This is a genomic window from Flavobacterium gelatinilyticum, from assembly GCF_027111295.1.
Classification (GTDB): Bacteria; Bacteroidota; Bacteroidia; order Flavobacteriales; family Flavobacteriaceae; genus Flavobacterium; species Flavobacterium gelatinilyticum.
Window position 1 is genome coordinate 3847169 of the sequence record NZ_CP114287.1, and the last position, 12984, is coordinate 3860152.

The window sequence follows — 12984 nt, forward strand, 5'->3', positions numbered from 1 at the left end:
ATGAGTACTGAAAATGAAGTTTTAAATTACAGTAAGGAAGAGCGTAAAAATCATATCCTGAAAGAGATCAATCTGCACACTCGTGTCAGCTTTGAAACGCTTTCGGGTAAGCTGGGCGTTTCAGAAGATACTGTGCGACGTGATATTAACGAACTTGACGCCGAATCGCTTTTAATAAAAGTAAAAGGCGGCGCCATGACAAAAGGATATCACTATTCTTCGACTAACCAGACATATGCTGTCGAGGCAAAACAGGTTATTGCACAAAAAGCCGTTGGTCTTCTGCATGACGGAATGGTTTTAATTGTCGACGGCGGAACCACAATTCGCGAGTTTATACGATTAATCCCCAACGATCTCAATTTAACCGTTTTTACTATTACAGCTTTGACTGCGGTGCAGCTTTTAGATAAACCAAATATCAAAACAATCATGGTTGGCGGCAGTATTTCGTCTTACAGTCAGATGTGCGTAAGCGGCGAAGTCTTTCATCAGTTAGCCAATATTAAGGCAGATCTGTTGGTTTTGGGAACCAATGCACTGGATGTTCAGGGCGGTTATTCAGATTCTGACTGGGAAACGGTTCAGGTAAAAAAAGCAATGATTCAGGCTTCGAGAAAAACAGCTGTTTTAACTATTTCAGAAAAATTAAACACGATTCTAAAAATGAAAATAGCCGGTTTATCTGAGATTAGTTATGTAATTACAGAAGTTGAACCCTCTCACGAAAAATTGCAGCCCTATAAAAAAGAAGTTTCGGATTTGATTATTATGTAATTAGTAATAATCTTCTTTTTAATTAAAACTATTCAAATGAAAATTGCACTAATTCAGTCCAGTCTTATTTGGGAAGATGCTTTTCAAAACAGAAAAAACTTCGAATCGAAAATAAATAATATCGATCCCGAAGTAAATTTGATTGTACTTCCTGAAATGTTTTCTACTGGTTTTACCATGAATCCGTCCAGCATTGCTGAAACTATGGAAGGTGAAACCGTAAAATGGATGCAGTTTATCGCAAAACAAAAAAATAGTGCCGTTACAGGAAGTGCAGTGATAACCGAAAACGGAAAATATTACAACCGCATGCTGTTCGTTTTTCCTTCGGGAGAAATAAAGTATTATGACAAGCGTCATTTGTTTTCTCTGGCCGGGGAAGATAAATTTTACACTGCCGGAAACCAAAAAGTAATCGTTGATTATTTAGGATGGAACATCTGCCTTCAGGTTTGTTACGATTTGCGTTTTCCGGTATTTGTGCGCAATGTCGAGAATTACGATTTGCTGCTGTATGTTGCCAATTGGCCAAAAGTCCGCACAAACGCCTGGGACGCTTTGCTGAAAGCGCGTGCCATCGAAAACTTAACTTATGTTGCGGGTGTTAACAGGGTAGGACCGGATGCTCATGATTATGAACATACAGGCCATTCTCAGGTTGTTGATTTTTTAGGTAATTATATCCTCGAACCACAAGAAACAGAAGGTGTTTTTGTAGTTGAATTGGATAAAAATGAAATGCTGGAAACCCGTAAAAAGCTTGATTTTTTAAGTGATAAAGATACTTTCGAGATTAAATTTTAAAAAGCTTTCCGTTTCTTTTCGGCATCTTTTTTCTTTTTTTCGTCCATTTTCTTCTCGACTTCAGGATTAAACGGAATACTTAAATCAACAGTTTGATCCACATCCCAATTGGCCCGTACATCAAATTCCTGCTGGTTGTAGAACACTTCTTCGGCATATCGTTTTTCTAAAAAGCTTCCGGTGTCGTATTTCCTGTTTTTATTGTCGTCATAAATAACACGAACTGTAAAAGCTTCAGGTACAACCAGATTAAAATCTATTTTGGTTTCACCTTCAGAATAGGCGCTGGCCAGAACAACATCTCCTTTTTTGTTCGTTAGTTCAACAATAATCGGGAAACGTTTTATATTCTTAAGATTAAGAATAATATTTCCGTAATCAGCATGCTCTTTTGTTGTTAGTTTATACGAAAGCGTATCATTGGTTTTTTCGTAAAAATCCGTGAGCGCACCCGGGAAAAAGGTGAAATTATATTTCTCTAAAGGTTCTTTTTTAAAATCAACATACAGCTTTTGGTCAAACTCATCATATTCTGTTGTAAAATCTACCGCAACAGAATCTTTATTAACCAGCTTGATTAGTGATTTGTCAAATTTAACCAGCGGAGTTTCGGTTTCTAAAGTAAAACGATCCCTGAAGTTTATTATGCCGTTTTGAACTGCTTTAATGTTCAAAGTGTCTTTCTTTTGATCTTTTATTCTAATTGTAAAACTTTTTTCATATTTGTCATTACTCACCTTCAGCGATAAAGAATCTACTTTTAAGGGTTTGTACCAAATTTGCAGCGAATCCTTTTTTGGGAACTGTGTTACAATAGTTTCAAGAACCTCGTTATTGTTTTTCAGGACAATATTAGGTTTGTTGTTTTTAAAATTTTGTTTTCCTTCGTACGGAAGCAGTAATCGGTTTCCTGAAACTTGTATAGGTTTAAAAGTTTTTAAAGGCAGTGTTTCCTTAAATAATTCTAACTCATAAATAGTGTCAGAAGGAACCGTAACATAACTTTTTAAGAAACCAATTTTATCATCCTTCGGATTAAATTTATTGTTTGAACCTTTGTCTTTCATGGCAACCAGAAGATATTTTCCGGCCTTTAAATTTTCAAATTTAAAAGTCCTCATACTATCCAGCGTATTGGTAATATATCGCGGATAATCTTTGTAAATAGTCGAATCCTTAAAAGTATCATTTACTTCGTACAGCATGACAGACACAAAATTGTCTACGTTTTTCTCGTAAGCATCTTTAATTTTTCCGCCCAGAGTCAGTGAATCAATATACGATCCTGTCGAAAACACATATTTAAACTGGTTCAGCGCATTACCTTCATTATTATCGGTAATACTCTGTCCAAAGTTCATACTGTAAGTAGTATTGGGCTGTAAAGTATCTTTAATCTGAATCTTGATAAACCGGCTTACGTTCGTTGGGGTAATCAACGGTTCGTGTTTCATTGGAGGTGAAATAATAAGCTGTTTATTAAGGTTTTTTAGTTTAATATATTCGTCAAAGTACAACGTAATTTCATTTCCTGTAAAATTTGTGCTGAAATTTTTAGGTGTGCTTGACACTAAAACAGGAGCAAGAGTGTCTTTTAATCCGCCGGTAATACTGCCTCTTTTGGCGCAGCTCATCATTAATAAAACAAATAAAAATGAAAGATATTTCAGTGTGCTTTTAAACATAGCGGTTTTTAAATTTGATTGCACAAAATAACAATTATATTTTCTTTAATTTAAATTTTTTAGCCATTTATTAGGATTTACGCTTTTCATCAATTTTGTTGTTTTTTAAAATTTGAAAGAAACACTAAGCTATAATTTCTTACTTTTGAGTTCAATTATAATTTCCGCACTGTTTTGATTAAAAGATTTTTTTGGATTTTTCTATTTGTTTTGCTCTCAGCATGCAGTAAAACCAGCAAACCAATAATTGCTTTTTATTATTGGAAAACCAATCTAAAATTTTCCGAAACAGAAAAAGAAGCCTTAAAAGACAACGATGTCAGTAAGCTTTATGTGCGGTATTTTGACATTGGACTTCATTCTCAAACACAGGCACCGCTGCCAATAAGTCCGGTTCATTTTCAGGAAAAAGTTCAGAATTTCGAAATTGTTCCGGTAGTTTTTATTCAGAACAAAGTTATGCTGCAGTCTAATCTTGATATTCAGGATTTAGCCGAAAAAACATTGAAACTCATTTCAGAAATCAATAAAAAAAATGGTGTTTCGTGCAAAGAAATTCAAATTGACTGCGACTGGACTTTAGCGAGTAAAGATAACTACCTTAAATTTATTGAACAGATTAAGAAGCTTTCTCAGAAAAAACTTTCGGCAACCATCAGGCTTCATCAGGTAAAATATTTTAAAAGAACAAAAATCCCGAATGTCGATAATGGTGTTTTGATGTTTTATAATATGGGAAGCATCGCACCGGATTCGCTTAACTCGATTTACAGCAGAAAAATTTCTGAAAAGTATCTCGAAAGTTTAAAAAAATATCCGCTGCATCTGGATTATGCGCTGCCTGTTTATTCATGGGCGATTCATATCAGGAATCAGAAAGTTATGGGGCTTCGTTCTAAACTCAATGTCAGCGAACTAAAAAAAGATAAAAACTTTGAACAAATCAGTCCGATTTTTTTCAGAGTAAAACAATCAAATTACAAAAACGGTGTTTATTATCTGGAAAATGATCTGCTGAAAACAGAGTCAATCCAAGCAGACGATTTAAAACAAATGGCCGGAGATCTGGATAAAAATACAGCACAGCCGCCAAAAGAAATTATATTTTACGACTTAGACGAATTCAATTTAAATAATTATGAAAAGAATATTTTTAAACAAGTTATTTCTTGTTTTTAGTGTTGGTTTACTTTCGGTTTACGGAATTATTTATGCCTGTGCCGGCGGAGACGATTGGGATTTTTTTGGATATAATTCGAATTTTACTCCCGAAACGTTTGCAGATAAATCGTATTCACCGCTGTTTTTATCAGGTGGAATTTTCTACGGAATTGGTTTTGATACCCAGCATAATTCCCGTTTCAATAAAAATATAAAATCAGACTGGGCTTCATATTTAAAAGGCAAAGCAGATACTACAACGGTTAATTATTTCCTGATTGGAGATGAGCGCCCGAGATACTATTCTGACAATAAAGATGCTGTAAAAAATAAAGAAGAAATCACAAATCTTCATGTGTATTATAAAAACAAAAAAGACAATTCATCATCTTTAAAATGGGGAAAAAAGCTCAATTTGAAAGATGAAAAAGTAAAAAACTTTGTCGAGTTTTTATATCTGGCACAAAAAATAGAAACTGTTTCAATTAACGAAGATTATTGGAGTTATGATCCCGTTGTGGCAAAAACTTTTAACGATGCCAAAATGATTCAGTCAATCGAGAACGTTTACAATACCACTTCAGATCCGTTCTTAAAAAACCGTTACTGGTTTCTTACCATGAAAGCCCGTTTTTACAGCAATGACAAACAAAAAGCAATTGACTTTTTTAATAAAACAGAAAGTTCGGTTCCTAAAAATGTTTTGTATTACCGCGCACTTTCGTATGTGGCCGGAATTAATTATAAACAAAAGAAATATGCTGTTTCAAATTATTTATATGCACAGGTTTTTGACAAATGTCCGGAATTGCGTGTGGTAACAGCTTATAGTTTTAGTCCCAAAAACGAAGCAGACTGGAATAAAGCTTTGACAATGGCAAAAAATAATGACGAAAAAGCAGCACTTTGGGCTATTCACGGTTATTATAAAGATGAAAAGCAGGCTATTGAAAAAATTTATGGATTAAATCCCAAAAGCGAACATTTAAATTATCTGGCAACACGATTGGTAAACAAACTTGAACAAGACCTTAATAATTCTTTCAGTAAAAAGAATGAAGATTATACTAAGCCTGCCATTAAACAAAGTGTAAGCGAAAATAAAACACTCAACCAATCTAAAATAGATAAAAATGCTTTGGATTTAATTGCTAAAATTTCTGCAGCAGGAAATACAGACAGGCCTTATTTATGGGATTTATCTCTTGGGTATTTACAGACCTTAAAAGGAGATTATGCTAATGCAGATAAAAACTTAGATAAAGCGGTAAAAACACTTCCAAAAACAGAACTGGCAGGAATGCAGCTTCGTTTACTTCGATTTGTAAATAACCTAAGCAAAATTGATAAACTGACAGATAAAAACGAAAAAACAATTCTCGCAGATTTGAATTGGCTGTACTACGAACTTCCTAAAACTTATAAAGGACAGGAATTTCGTTATCAAAACGCTTCTTCCTGGAGCAGAAGTTATTTGTCGACTCTTTACAGAGAAAAAGGAAATTTAGTAATGGCCGAAATTTTTGGCGAATCACGTTATTATTGGAACGACGGAAATTCATTTTATGATAACGAAAAAGCTTTGCTTGACATGAAAGCGTTTTTGTCTAAGACAAATAAAACCGAAATTGAAAATATCGGAGCCGGAATTTACAGCTTAAAACTAAAAGACATCAATAACTTTCAGGCAGTTCAGGCGACTTTTAAAAATAAAATTCCGGAGGCAATTGAATTCATAAAGCAAGCAGATTCTGTTCAGTACTATAAATTTTTAGGAAATCCGTTTAACGGAAATATTAAAGACTGTCATGACTGCGATCATACGGCGTATCAAAAAAGAAAATACACGCAGCTGGATTTCCTTACTACGATAAAAGAAATGCAGGACAAACTGGCTCAAAAAGAAGATGTATATACGAATAGTTTGTTGTTAGGAAATGCATTTTACAATATTACCCATTTTGGAAACGGAAGAACTTTTTACGAAATAAGCATTGTGGGTTACGGTTCAAGTCCGTATTCGTTTAGAGACCCAATGAAAAAAATGATTACCAATTGTGATCTTCCTAAAATGTATTACCAAAAAGCGCTTGAAGCAGCCACGACAAAAGAGCAGAAAGCCAAATGTGTTTACATGATAGCCAAATGCGAACGAAACGAATATTACAATAAAAAATACAGCGATGTAAGAAGCTGGTGGGAAATTCAGGAAGGGAAAGAACATTTTATCGCCTTTAATGCGTTTAAAACACTTCAGAAATCCTATTCTGATACCCAATATTATCGGGATGTAATTGCAGAATGCGGTTATTTTAATAGTTATGTTACTCAATTAAGATAAAATCAAATGGTTAATAAAATTGAACATATCGGGATTGCGGTTAAAAACATGGAAGAATCCAATGTTTTATTCGAAAAACTATTAGGCGTTCCGTCTTATAAAGAAGAAATTGTAGAAAGCGAAGGCGTTCTGACGTCTTTTTTTCAAACCGGAACCAATAAAATTGAACTTTTGATGGCCACAAATCCCGAAAGTCCCATTGCAAAATTCTTAGAAAAGAAAGGCGAAGGCATTCATCATATCGCTTTTGATGTTGATGATATCGAAGCCGAGATTTTCCGCTTAAAAAATGAAGGTTTTGTACTGATAAATGAAGTTCCGAAGAAAGGCGCCGATAATAAACTGGTGGTTTTTCTGCATCCGAAGAACACAAATGGCGTTTTGGTCGAACTTTGTCAGGAAATAAGATAAAAAAATCAGAAAATTATTTTTGAATAAAGGGTTGAAAATCAATTTGATTTTTCGAACTTGGGTTTCAAATTAAAATTAAATCGAAATCATATCAAAAAATATTTGGTGTGAACGAAAAATAGTAGTAATATTGCAACCTCTAAACCGGTCCTATAGCTCAGCTGGTTAGAGCACCTGACTCATAATCAGGTGGTCCCTGGTTCGAGCCCAGGTGGGACCACTTCTTTAGAACAAAGCCTTTGCAGAAATGTAGAGGCTTTTTTGTTTTCTTACGACAAGAATTTGCACAATCTGTCAAAAGTTTAATTCTCTTTAAAAAACAAATCTATTTAAAATATGAATAATATCTTACAAAAGAATGTTTTGCAGGATATTTTTCTATCTTTGAAAATCAGATCCGCGTGGCTTTATCTTTGAGTCTTAAGGGAAATTAATATCATTATGGAACAGAAAATACATCAGGGAAGAAACGTAAAACGTTTTAGAGAAATGCTTAACATAAAGCAAGAAGCATTGGCTTATGATTTGGGAGAAGATTGGAATCAGAAGAAAATTTCGATGCTGGAGCAGAAAGATGTAATCGAAGATGATCTTCTGAAACAAATTTCTGCTGTATTAAAGATTCCTGTTGAAGCTTTTCAGAATTTTGATGAAGAGCAGGCGGTAAATGTAATTGCGAATACTTTTGGAAATAATGGTATTGGATATCAGAGAAATGATAATCCTATTTTTAATCCGATAGAGCAAGTTTTAAAAATGCACGAAGAGAAAATTGAGTTGTACGAACGCATGCTGAAAGAGAAAGAAGAAATGATGACAATGCTTCAAAAACTAATAAATAAATGATTTTAAAAAATCATTCATTCAAAAAATGCTCAGCTAATAAGTTGAGCTTTTTTTGATCTGCTCTTTTTATTGTAGTATTATTCTGTTATAAAATATTTACTTTTATATTTTTCTTTTAAAGATTATGAATAAAAGCAAATCATGAAATTAGATCAAAAGAACAACAGTTATTTCATCACTTCAAAAAAAGCATTTGAAGAAAAACCTGTTGGTGCCGCTTTTGTAAAACAATCTTTTGATTTTGCTTATGAAATGGTTTATGGAGAAGGATTTCACAGAATTAAAAGATCAGGCGGACAGTTAAACCGAACACCGCTGGAAATTTTCCAAAATACTTTTCAGGGAAAATTAGCAGAAATAGTTTTGTATGAAAATCTAAAACTTCATGAGATTGATGTCGAAGAACCGGATTTCAGCATTCACGGAAAAGGAGTTTGGGATGAAACCGATTTAAAAGCAAACGGGAAATTTATATGCGTAAAGTCGGCTGCTTTTTTCTCTAATCTTTTGCTTTTAGAAACCAAAGACTGGAATTCAGAAGGAATGTATATTCCAAATTATGATCTTTCAAAAACGGCAGTTTATGATTATTTTGTTTTGGTTAGAATTAAGCCTGATATAAAAAATATTTTACATGATATTTCTGAAGTTAAAGAAAATTTATGGCAGGAAATCAAAAACGCAATCTGGACTTATGATATTCCTGGCTGCTGTTCGATTAAAACGATTCAGTATATAATTAAAAATCAATATAGTATTCCTAAAAATGCTTTGCTAAATGGAAGAACCAAAATGGATGCAGAGAATTTTTATCTTCAATCTGGAGATTTGCGGGATTTAAGTATTTTGTATTCGGCTTTAAAGAAAAAATAGATTAAATTTATCCTTCAAAGACAAATTTAATCTTTAAAAACGATGGATAATTTAACTCCCGAACAAAGGAGGAAAAATATGCAGGCCATAAAAAGCACTGCTACAAAAGATGAAGTCCGACTTGCAAAAGCTTTGTGGAAATTAGGTTTTCGATACAGGAAAAACAATAAAAAAATATTCGGAAAACCGGACTTGACTTTTGCCAGTTATAAGATTGCTATTTTTATCGACAGCGAATTTTTTCACGGAAAAAATTGGGAAACACAACAGCTTCGGATTAAGTCGAACCGCGAATACTGGATTCCTAAAATCGAACGTAATATGAAACGTGATATCGAAGTCAATGAATATTTACTTTCTAACAATTGGAAAGTTTTACGGTTTTGGAGCAAAGAAATCCAAAAAGAATTAGAATCTTGCATCGAAAAAATTAGACAGGAAATCGAACTTTCAAAATAATGTTTCTAAAAACTCAAACAAATCAAAAAATCGAAAATTATACAAGCGCTTTAAAAGCAATTGGAGCATTTTCGAATTTGTTTAGTTCTTCAGATAAACCTTTTATTCAGTACCGGGCTGCAGAAAATGCCTTTTGTAAAGCATTTGATGCCGATAATCTGGCGCGCGCCGATGTGGCTTATGATGCCATAATTGACGGTTACGGAATTGGGATTAAAACTTTTGTACTGACCGGAAATTCTAAAACAGAAAAAGTCGCCGAGTTTAATTCGCTCAGTTCAGAATTGCGATTGCTGAAAGGTTTTGAACTGGCAAATAAACTGGCTGATTTTAGAAATGAAAGAATTGGATTTGCAGACCGAATCTATAATACACAAAACAGGGTGTATCATATCATTGGGCGTGATAAGTTTTTGATTAAAATTTTTGAAAGCTCTTATGATTTAATCGATAAAGCGTCAATTGAAATAATTGAAGAAACAAAGAGTTCACTAAAATTCAAAGATGCTTTAAACGAATATAATTTCAACTTTTCTAAAAGTGTTTTAATGAAACGCTTTCTGGTTCCGGACGACTGTATTGAAATTGATATCGAAATTCTCGAAGATCCAATCAATGTGCTTTTAAACGTAACCGAACCTGGATTTAAAAATGAGAAGCTTTCTGTAAATAAAAACAAACCAAAAAGTGCTGTTTCGTTATTGAGACAAGAAGAACTGATTCCGTTAATCGATTATGTAATTCTGCCGCTATATTCTCCCGAAGCCAAAAAGAAAGGATTAGAACCTATTGTACCTGTAAAAAGCCAGCTTAATCAATGGAATGCCGGAGGAAGAAAAAGAGATCCGGGAGAAGTGTATATTTCGATACCGTCAAAAATAAGAAACAACGCTCCGGATTTTTTTCCGGATAAAGATTTGCCTTTTAATCTTAAAATGCCAAATGGCGAAAATCTATCGGCAAAAGTATGTCAGGAAGGAAGTAAAGCTTTAATGACAAATCCCAATAAGGCCATGGCCGACTGGATGCTGCGCAGGGTTTTAATGCTTCAGGAAGGCGAACTCCTAACGTATGGGAAGCTTAAAGAAATAGGGTATGACAGTGTGAAAATAACAAAGTCAATAAATGAATACTTTATTGACTTTGCTAAATTGGATGAATATGAATCTTTTGTTGAAAAAATAACAGAAAATCAAAGCAGGCAGTTTAAGCTTTTTCTTTAGCTTTTTTCTTTTCCTTTGCTTCTGCTTTTTCAATTACTTTTGCGATTTCGGCAGCTAATCTTTGGATAACCGGCATACTTACCGAATTTCCGGCTTGTTTATATAAATGCGAGTTTGAAATAGCAGGCAGTTTAAAACTATCCGGAAAACCCTGAAATCTGAAACATTCTCTTGGAGTTAATTTTCTAAAACCAAAATCTGTTGTAATAATAGGAACATTATGGCCTCCAGTGCCCATGTTTGCTGTTAAAGTAGGACATACGCTGGATTTATTTTCGCGGACATATTGTCTTCTAAACTGATAAATACGATTTTTGTTTACAATAGATTCCTTCAGCATATTGTACATGTATTTATCTTCGTGATAATAAAATTTGTCGTCTACCTTTTCTTCGATAATTAAATCAGTAATAGATTTCGTTAAATCTTCTTTTTCAGGAAAATGAAATTCAAAATTGTCGTCTTTGATGAAATCTTTATCAAATGCGATAATAAAAATCCTTTCTCTGTTATGCGGAATGTTTCCAAAATCTTTGGTATTTAAAACCTGACTATCAAAAGTGTAATTTCTTTTTTTGATTTCGCTTTCGATCACTTTCATGGTGTTTCCTTTGTCGTGGCCTTTTAGGTTTTTAACATTCTCTAGAAATATAACCTTTGGTCTCATTTCGTCAATAAAATCCAGGATTTTAAAAAAATGGTTTCCTCTGCTGTCTTCAAAACCTTTGCGATATCCCGCAACCGAAAAAGGCTGGCAGGGAAATCCGCCCGTCAGGATATCTATTTTTTCAATAGCGCTTACGTCCAGCTGCATTACATCGCCCTCGATAAGGTTATGTTCGAAATTGTTTTTGTACGTTATACAAGCATTTTTGTCAAATTCATTAGCCCATTTAAGCTCAAAACCGGCTTTTTCAAAACCCATACAAATACCGCCTACACCCGCATATAAACTTCCTACTGTATATTTATTCTTCATTTTTAATTTAGTCGATATGTGTTTTTGAGTTTTCTTTTAATTATGCAAATATAAATATTAATTAGCAGTGTATTTATACTTTTGGCAGGTAATAAAAATTACAGAGCTTTCTGATTTATTGTATTTCGAATGAAATTTTTTAAATAATCTTTTTTTATTTTTTCTTCAGAATATCGATCACAAAACAGAACTTGTTTTTTTACAGATTTTTTGTGTTTTGTATGAGAAATGCCACTTACAATGTTTGTAAAGATGGTTTTTGAGTTTTTGATATAAGAAAGTTCCTTAATGCCATTTTTTAAGATAGATTTTTTTGCTCCTTTTAAAACCTTAGATTTAGAAAATGCGTATGTTGCTTAAGGCGGTCTTTTTGATTTAAAAGTTGTTTTTCTCTAAAAAACATATATTTTTGCCAAAGAATTTCTCTAAGAAAGTCGCTTTTATGAGAATTTTCTATTAAAAAAGTATTTGCCCGTAACGTATTGTATTTGTATTCAACGCATTGGAATTTATGAAAATAATAAGGATCTTTTTTTTAGCAGTTTTTTTGATTGTATCAAATGTTGTTTTAGCCGATTCACATCAGCTTCCTCCTCCAGATCAATCAAATGGAACGATGGGAACAGCAGGTGTAGATGAGGATGGAATTCCTCCGATAGCCGACGTTCCAATTAACGAAGATCTTCCTTATTTAATTTTAAGCGGGTTAATTTTAGGAACCGTAATTATATATCGAAATAAATTAAAAAAAGCTTCAGTGTAAACTGAAGCTTTTTTTTTGTGAAGTTTTATATCTTATTTGTTGATAGCGTACAATCTAGAAATGTACTTACCGACAACATCAAATTCCAGATTTATTTTAGTTCCCACTTTAAAATCCTTAAAGTTCGTGTTCTCGAAAGTGTAAGGAATGATAGAAACGCTAAATTCATTGGTTTTGGAATTTACAACTGTTAAGCTGACACCATTTACAGTAATTGATCCTTTTTCGATCGTAATATTATTAAGGCTGCTGTCGTATTCAAAAGTATAATTCCAGCTTCCGTTTGCTTCTTCAATTTTTGTGCAGACTCCTGTTTGGTCAACGTGCCCCTGTACAATATGTCCGTCAAGACGGTCACCTAGTTTCATTCCTCTTTCCAGATTAACGATGTCGTTTACTTTCCAGTCCCCAATATTGGTTTTTAAAATAGTCTCTTCTATAGCGGTTACGGTATACAACGAATCTTTAACAGCGACTACTGTAAGGCAGATTCCATTGTGCGAAACACTCTGGTCAATTTTTAATTCGTGGGTAATAGATGAATCTACAGTTACGTGCAGATTGTTTTGGTCTTTTTGTATTTCGTGAATCCTTCCAAGGGTTTCGATAATTCCTGTAAACATTGTAGTTTTATTTTACTAAATTTGCACATCAAAATTAGT

At 33.5% G+C, this 12984-nt stretch carries 13 protein-coding genes and 1 tRNA gene; 11 read left to right on the forward strand and 3 right to left on the reverse strand.

The annotated features are described in order from the left end of the window. Both OZP11_RS16280 and OZP11_RS16285 read left to right on the forward strand, forming a co-directional pair. Positions 1–777, forward strand: coding sequence for a DeoR/GlpR family DNA-binding transcription regulator (locus OZP11_RS16280; RefSeq protein WP_281231610.1), 777 nt, complete (start codon positions 1–3; stop codon positions 775–777). Between the two features lie 36 nt (positions 778–813). Next, the gene (locus OZP11_RS16285) at positions 814–1581 is read left to right on the forward strand and encodes an amidohydrolase (RefSeq protein ID WP_281231611.1); all 768 of its coding nucleotides are present in this window, start codon (positions 814–816) and stop codon (positions 1579–1581) included. Here OZP11_RS16285 and OZP11_RS16290 read toward each other — a convergent pair. Further along, positions 1578–3266: an Ig-like domain-containing domain gene (locus OZP11_RS16290; RefSeq protein ID WP_281231612.1), complete on the reverse strand. Its 1689-nt coding sequence runs from the start codon at positions 3264–3266 to the stop codon at positions 1578–1580. The genes OZP11_RS16285 and OZP11_RS16290 overlap by 4 nt on opposite strands. Positions 3267–3440: 174 nt before the next feature. Here OZP11_RS16290 and OZP11_RS16295 point away from each other — a divergent pair, with 174 nt between their 5' ends. The 8 genes from OZP11_RS16295 (at position 3441) to OZP11_RS16330 (ending at position 10580) form a co-directional block, all read left to right on the forward strand. Then, positions 3441–4445, forward strand: a complete 1005-nt coding sequence (locus OZP11_RS16295) for a hypothetical protein (RefSeq protein WP_281231613.1) — start codon at positions 3441–3443, stop codon at positions 4443–4445. Beyond that, complete coding sequence (locus OZP11_RS16300; protein ID WP_281231614.1) at positions 4405–6768, forward strand: hypothetical protein; 2364 nt, start codon at positions 4405–4407, stop codon at positions 6766–6768. Before OZP11_RS16295 ends, OZP11_RS16300 begins: the two co-directional genes overlap by 41 nt. 6 nt (positions 6769–6774) lie before the next feature. Then, the gene (gene mce / locus OZP11_RS16305; RefSeq protein WP_281231615.1) at positions 6775–7179 is read left to right on the forward strand and encodes a methylmalonyl-CoA epimerase; all 405 of its coding nucleotides are present in this window, start codon (positions 6775–6777) and stop codon (positions 7177–7179) included. 146 nt (positions 7180–7325) lie between these two features. Beyond that, positions 7326–7399 (forward strand) — tRNA-Ile (locus OZP11_RS16310). Positions 7400–7620: 221 nt separating this feature from the next. Further along, positions 7621–8025: a helix-turn-helix domain-containing protein gene (locus tag OZP11_RS16315; RefSeq protein WP_281231616.1), complete on the forward strand. Its 405-nt coding sequence runs from the start codon at positions 7621–7623 to the stop codon at positions 8023–8025. Positions 8026–8166: 141 nt separating this feature from the next. Then, positions 8167–8898 (forward strand): hypothetical protein, encoded by a 732-nt coding sequence (locus tag OZP11_RS16320; protein WP_281231617.1) that lies wholly within the window; start codon positions 8167–8169, stop codon positions 8896–8898. 42 nt (positions 8899–8940) lie between these two features. Continuing rightward, the gene (locus OZP11_RS16325; RefSeq protein WP_281231618.1) at positions 8941–9357 is read left to right on the forward strand and encodes a very short patch repair endonuclease; all 417 of its coding nucleotides are present in this window, start codon (positions 8941–8943) and stop codon (positions 9355–9357) included. Beyond that, complete coding sequence (locus OZP11_RS16330; RefSeq protein ID WP_281231619.1) at positions 9357–10580, forward strand: phospholipase D-like domain-containing protein; 1224 nt, start codon at positions 9357–9359, stop codon at positions 10578–10580. Before OZP11_RS16325 ends, OZP11_RS16330 begins: the two co-directional genes overlap by 1 nt. Here OZP11_RS16330 and dcm read toward each other — a convergent pair. After that, entirely contained in the window at positions 10564–11559 is a 996-nt protein-coding gene (dcm, locus tag OZP11_RS16335) for a DNA (cytosine-5-)-methyltransferase (RefSeq protein WP_281231620.1), read from the reverse strand. The two genes, OZP11_RS16330 and dcm, sit on opposite strands and share 17 nt — an antisense overlap. A 511-nt stretch (positions 11560–12070) precedes the next feature. Between dcm and OZP11_RS16340 the strand changes: the two genes are divergently transcribed. Further along, positions 12071–12322 (forward strand): hypothetical protein, encoded by a 252-nt coding sequence (locus OZP11_RS16340; protein WP_281231621.1) that lies wholly within the window; start codon positions 12071–12073, stop codon positions 12320–12322. Positions 12323–12354: 32 nt separating this feature from the next. Here OZP11_RS16340 and OZP11_RS16345 read toward each other — a convergent pair whose 3' ends face one another. Then, a complete protein-coding gene (locus tag OZP11_RS16345; protein WP_281231622.1) occupies positions 12355–12945 on the reverse strand; it encodes a riboflavin synthase in 591 nt (196 codons plus the stop codon). Positions 12946–12984 lie beyond the last annotated feature (39 nt).

Bases quoted from the DNA above. Each gene is read 5' to 3' on its own strand.
- OZP11_RS16320 (WP_281231617.1), top strand. From the start codon at position 8,167: ATGAAATTAGATCAAAAGAACAACAGTTATTTCATCACTTCAAAAAAA.
- OZP11_RS16280 (WP_281231610.1), top strand. From the start codon at position 1: ATGAGTACTGAAAATGAAGTTTTAAATTACAGTAAGGAAGAGCGTAAA.
- OZP11_RS16290 (WP_281231612.1), bottom strand. From the start codon at position 3,266: ATGTTTAAAAGCACACTGAAATATCTTTCATTTTTATTTGTTTTATTA.
- OZP11_RS16340 (WP_281231621.1), top strand. From the start codon at position 12,071: ATGAAAATAATAAGGATCTTTTTTTTAGCAGTTTTTTTGATTGTATCA.
- OZP11_RS16325 (WP_281231618.1), top strand. From the start codon at position 8,941: ATGGATAATTTAACTCCCGAACAAAGGAGGAAAAATATGCAGGCCATA.
- OZP11_RS16345 (WP_281231622.1), bottom strand. From the start codon at position 12,945: ATGTTTACAGGAATTATCGAAACCCTTGGAAGGATTCACGAAATACAA.
- OZP11_RS16285 (WP_281231611.1), top strand. From the start codon at position 814: ATGAAAATTGCACTAATTCAGTCCAGTCTTATTTGGGAAGATGCTTTT.
- OZP11_RS16300 (WP_281231614.1), top strand. From the start codon at position 4,405: ATGAAAAGAATATTTTTAAACAAGTTATTTCTTGTTTTTAGTGTTGGT.
- OZP11_RS16330 (WP_281231619.1), top strand. From the start codon at position 9,357: ATGTTTCTAAAAACTCAAACAAATCAAAAAATCGAAAATTATACAAGC.
- OZP11_RS16315 (WP_281231616.1), top strand. From the start codon at position 7,621: ATGGAACAGAAAATACATCAGGGAAGAAACGTAAAACGTTTTAGAGAA.
- dcm (WP_281231620.1), bottom strand. From the start codon at position 11,559: ATGAAGAATAAATATACAGTAGGAAGTTTATATGCGGGTGTAGGCGGT.
- mce (WP_281231615.1), top strand. From the start codon at position 6,775: ATGGTTAATAAAATTGAACATATCGGGATTGCGGTTAAAAACATGGAA.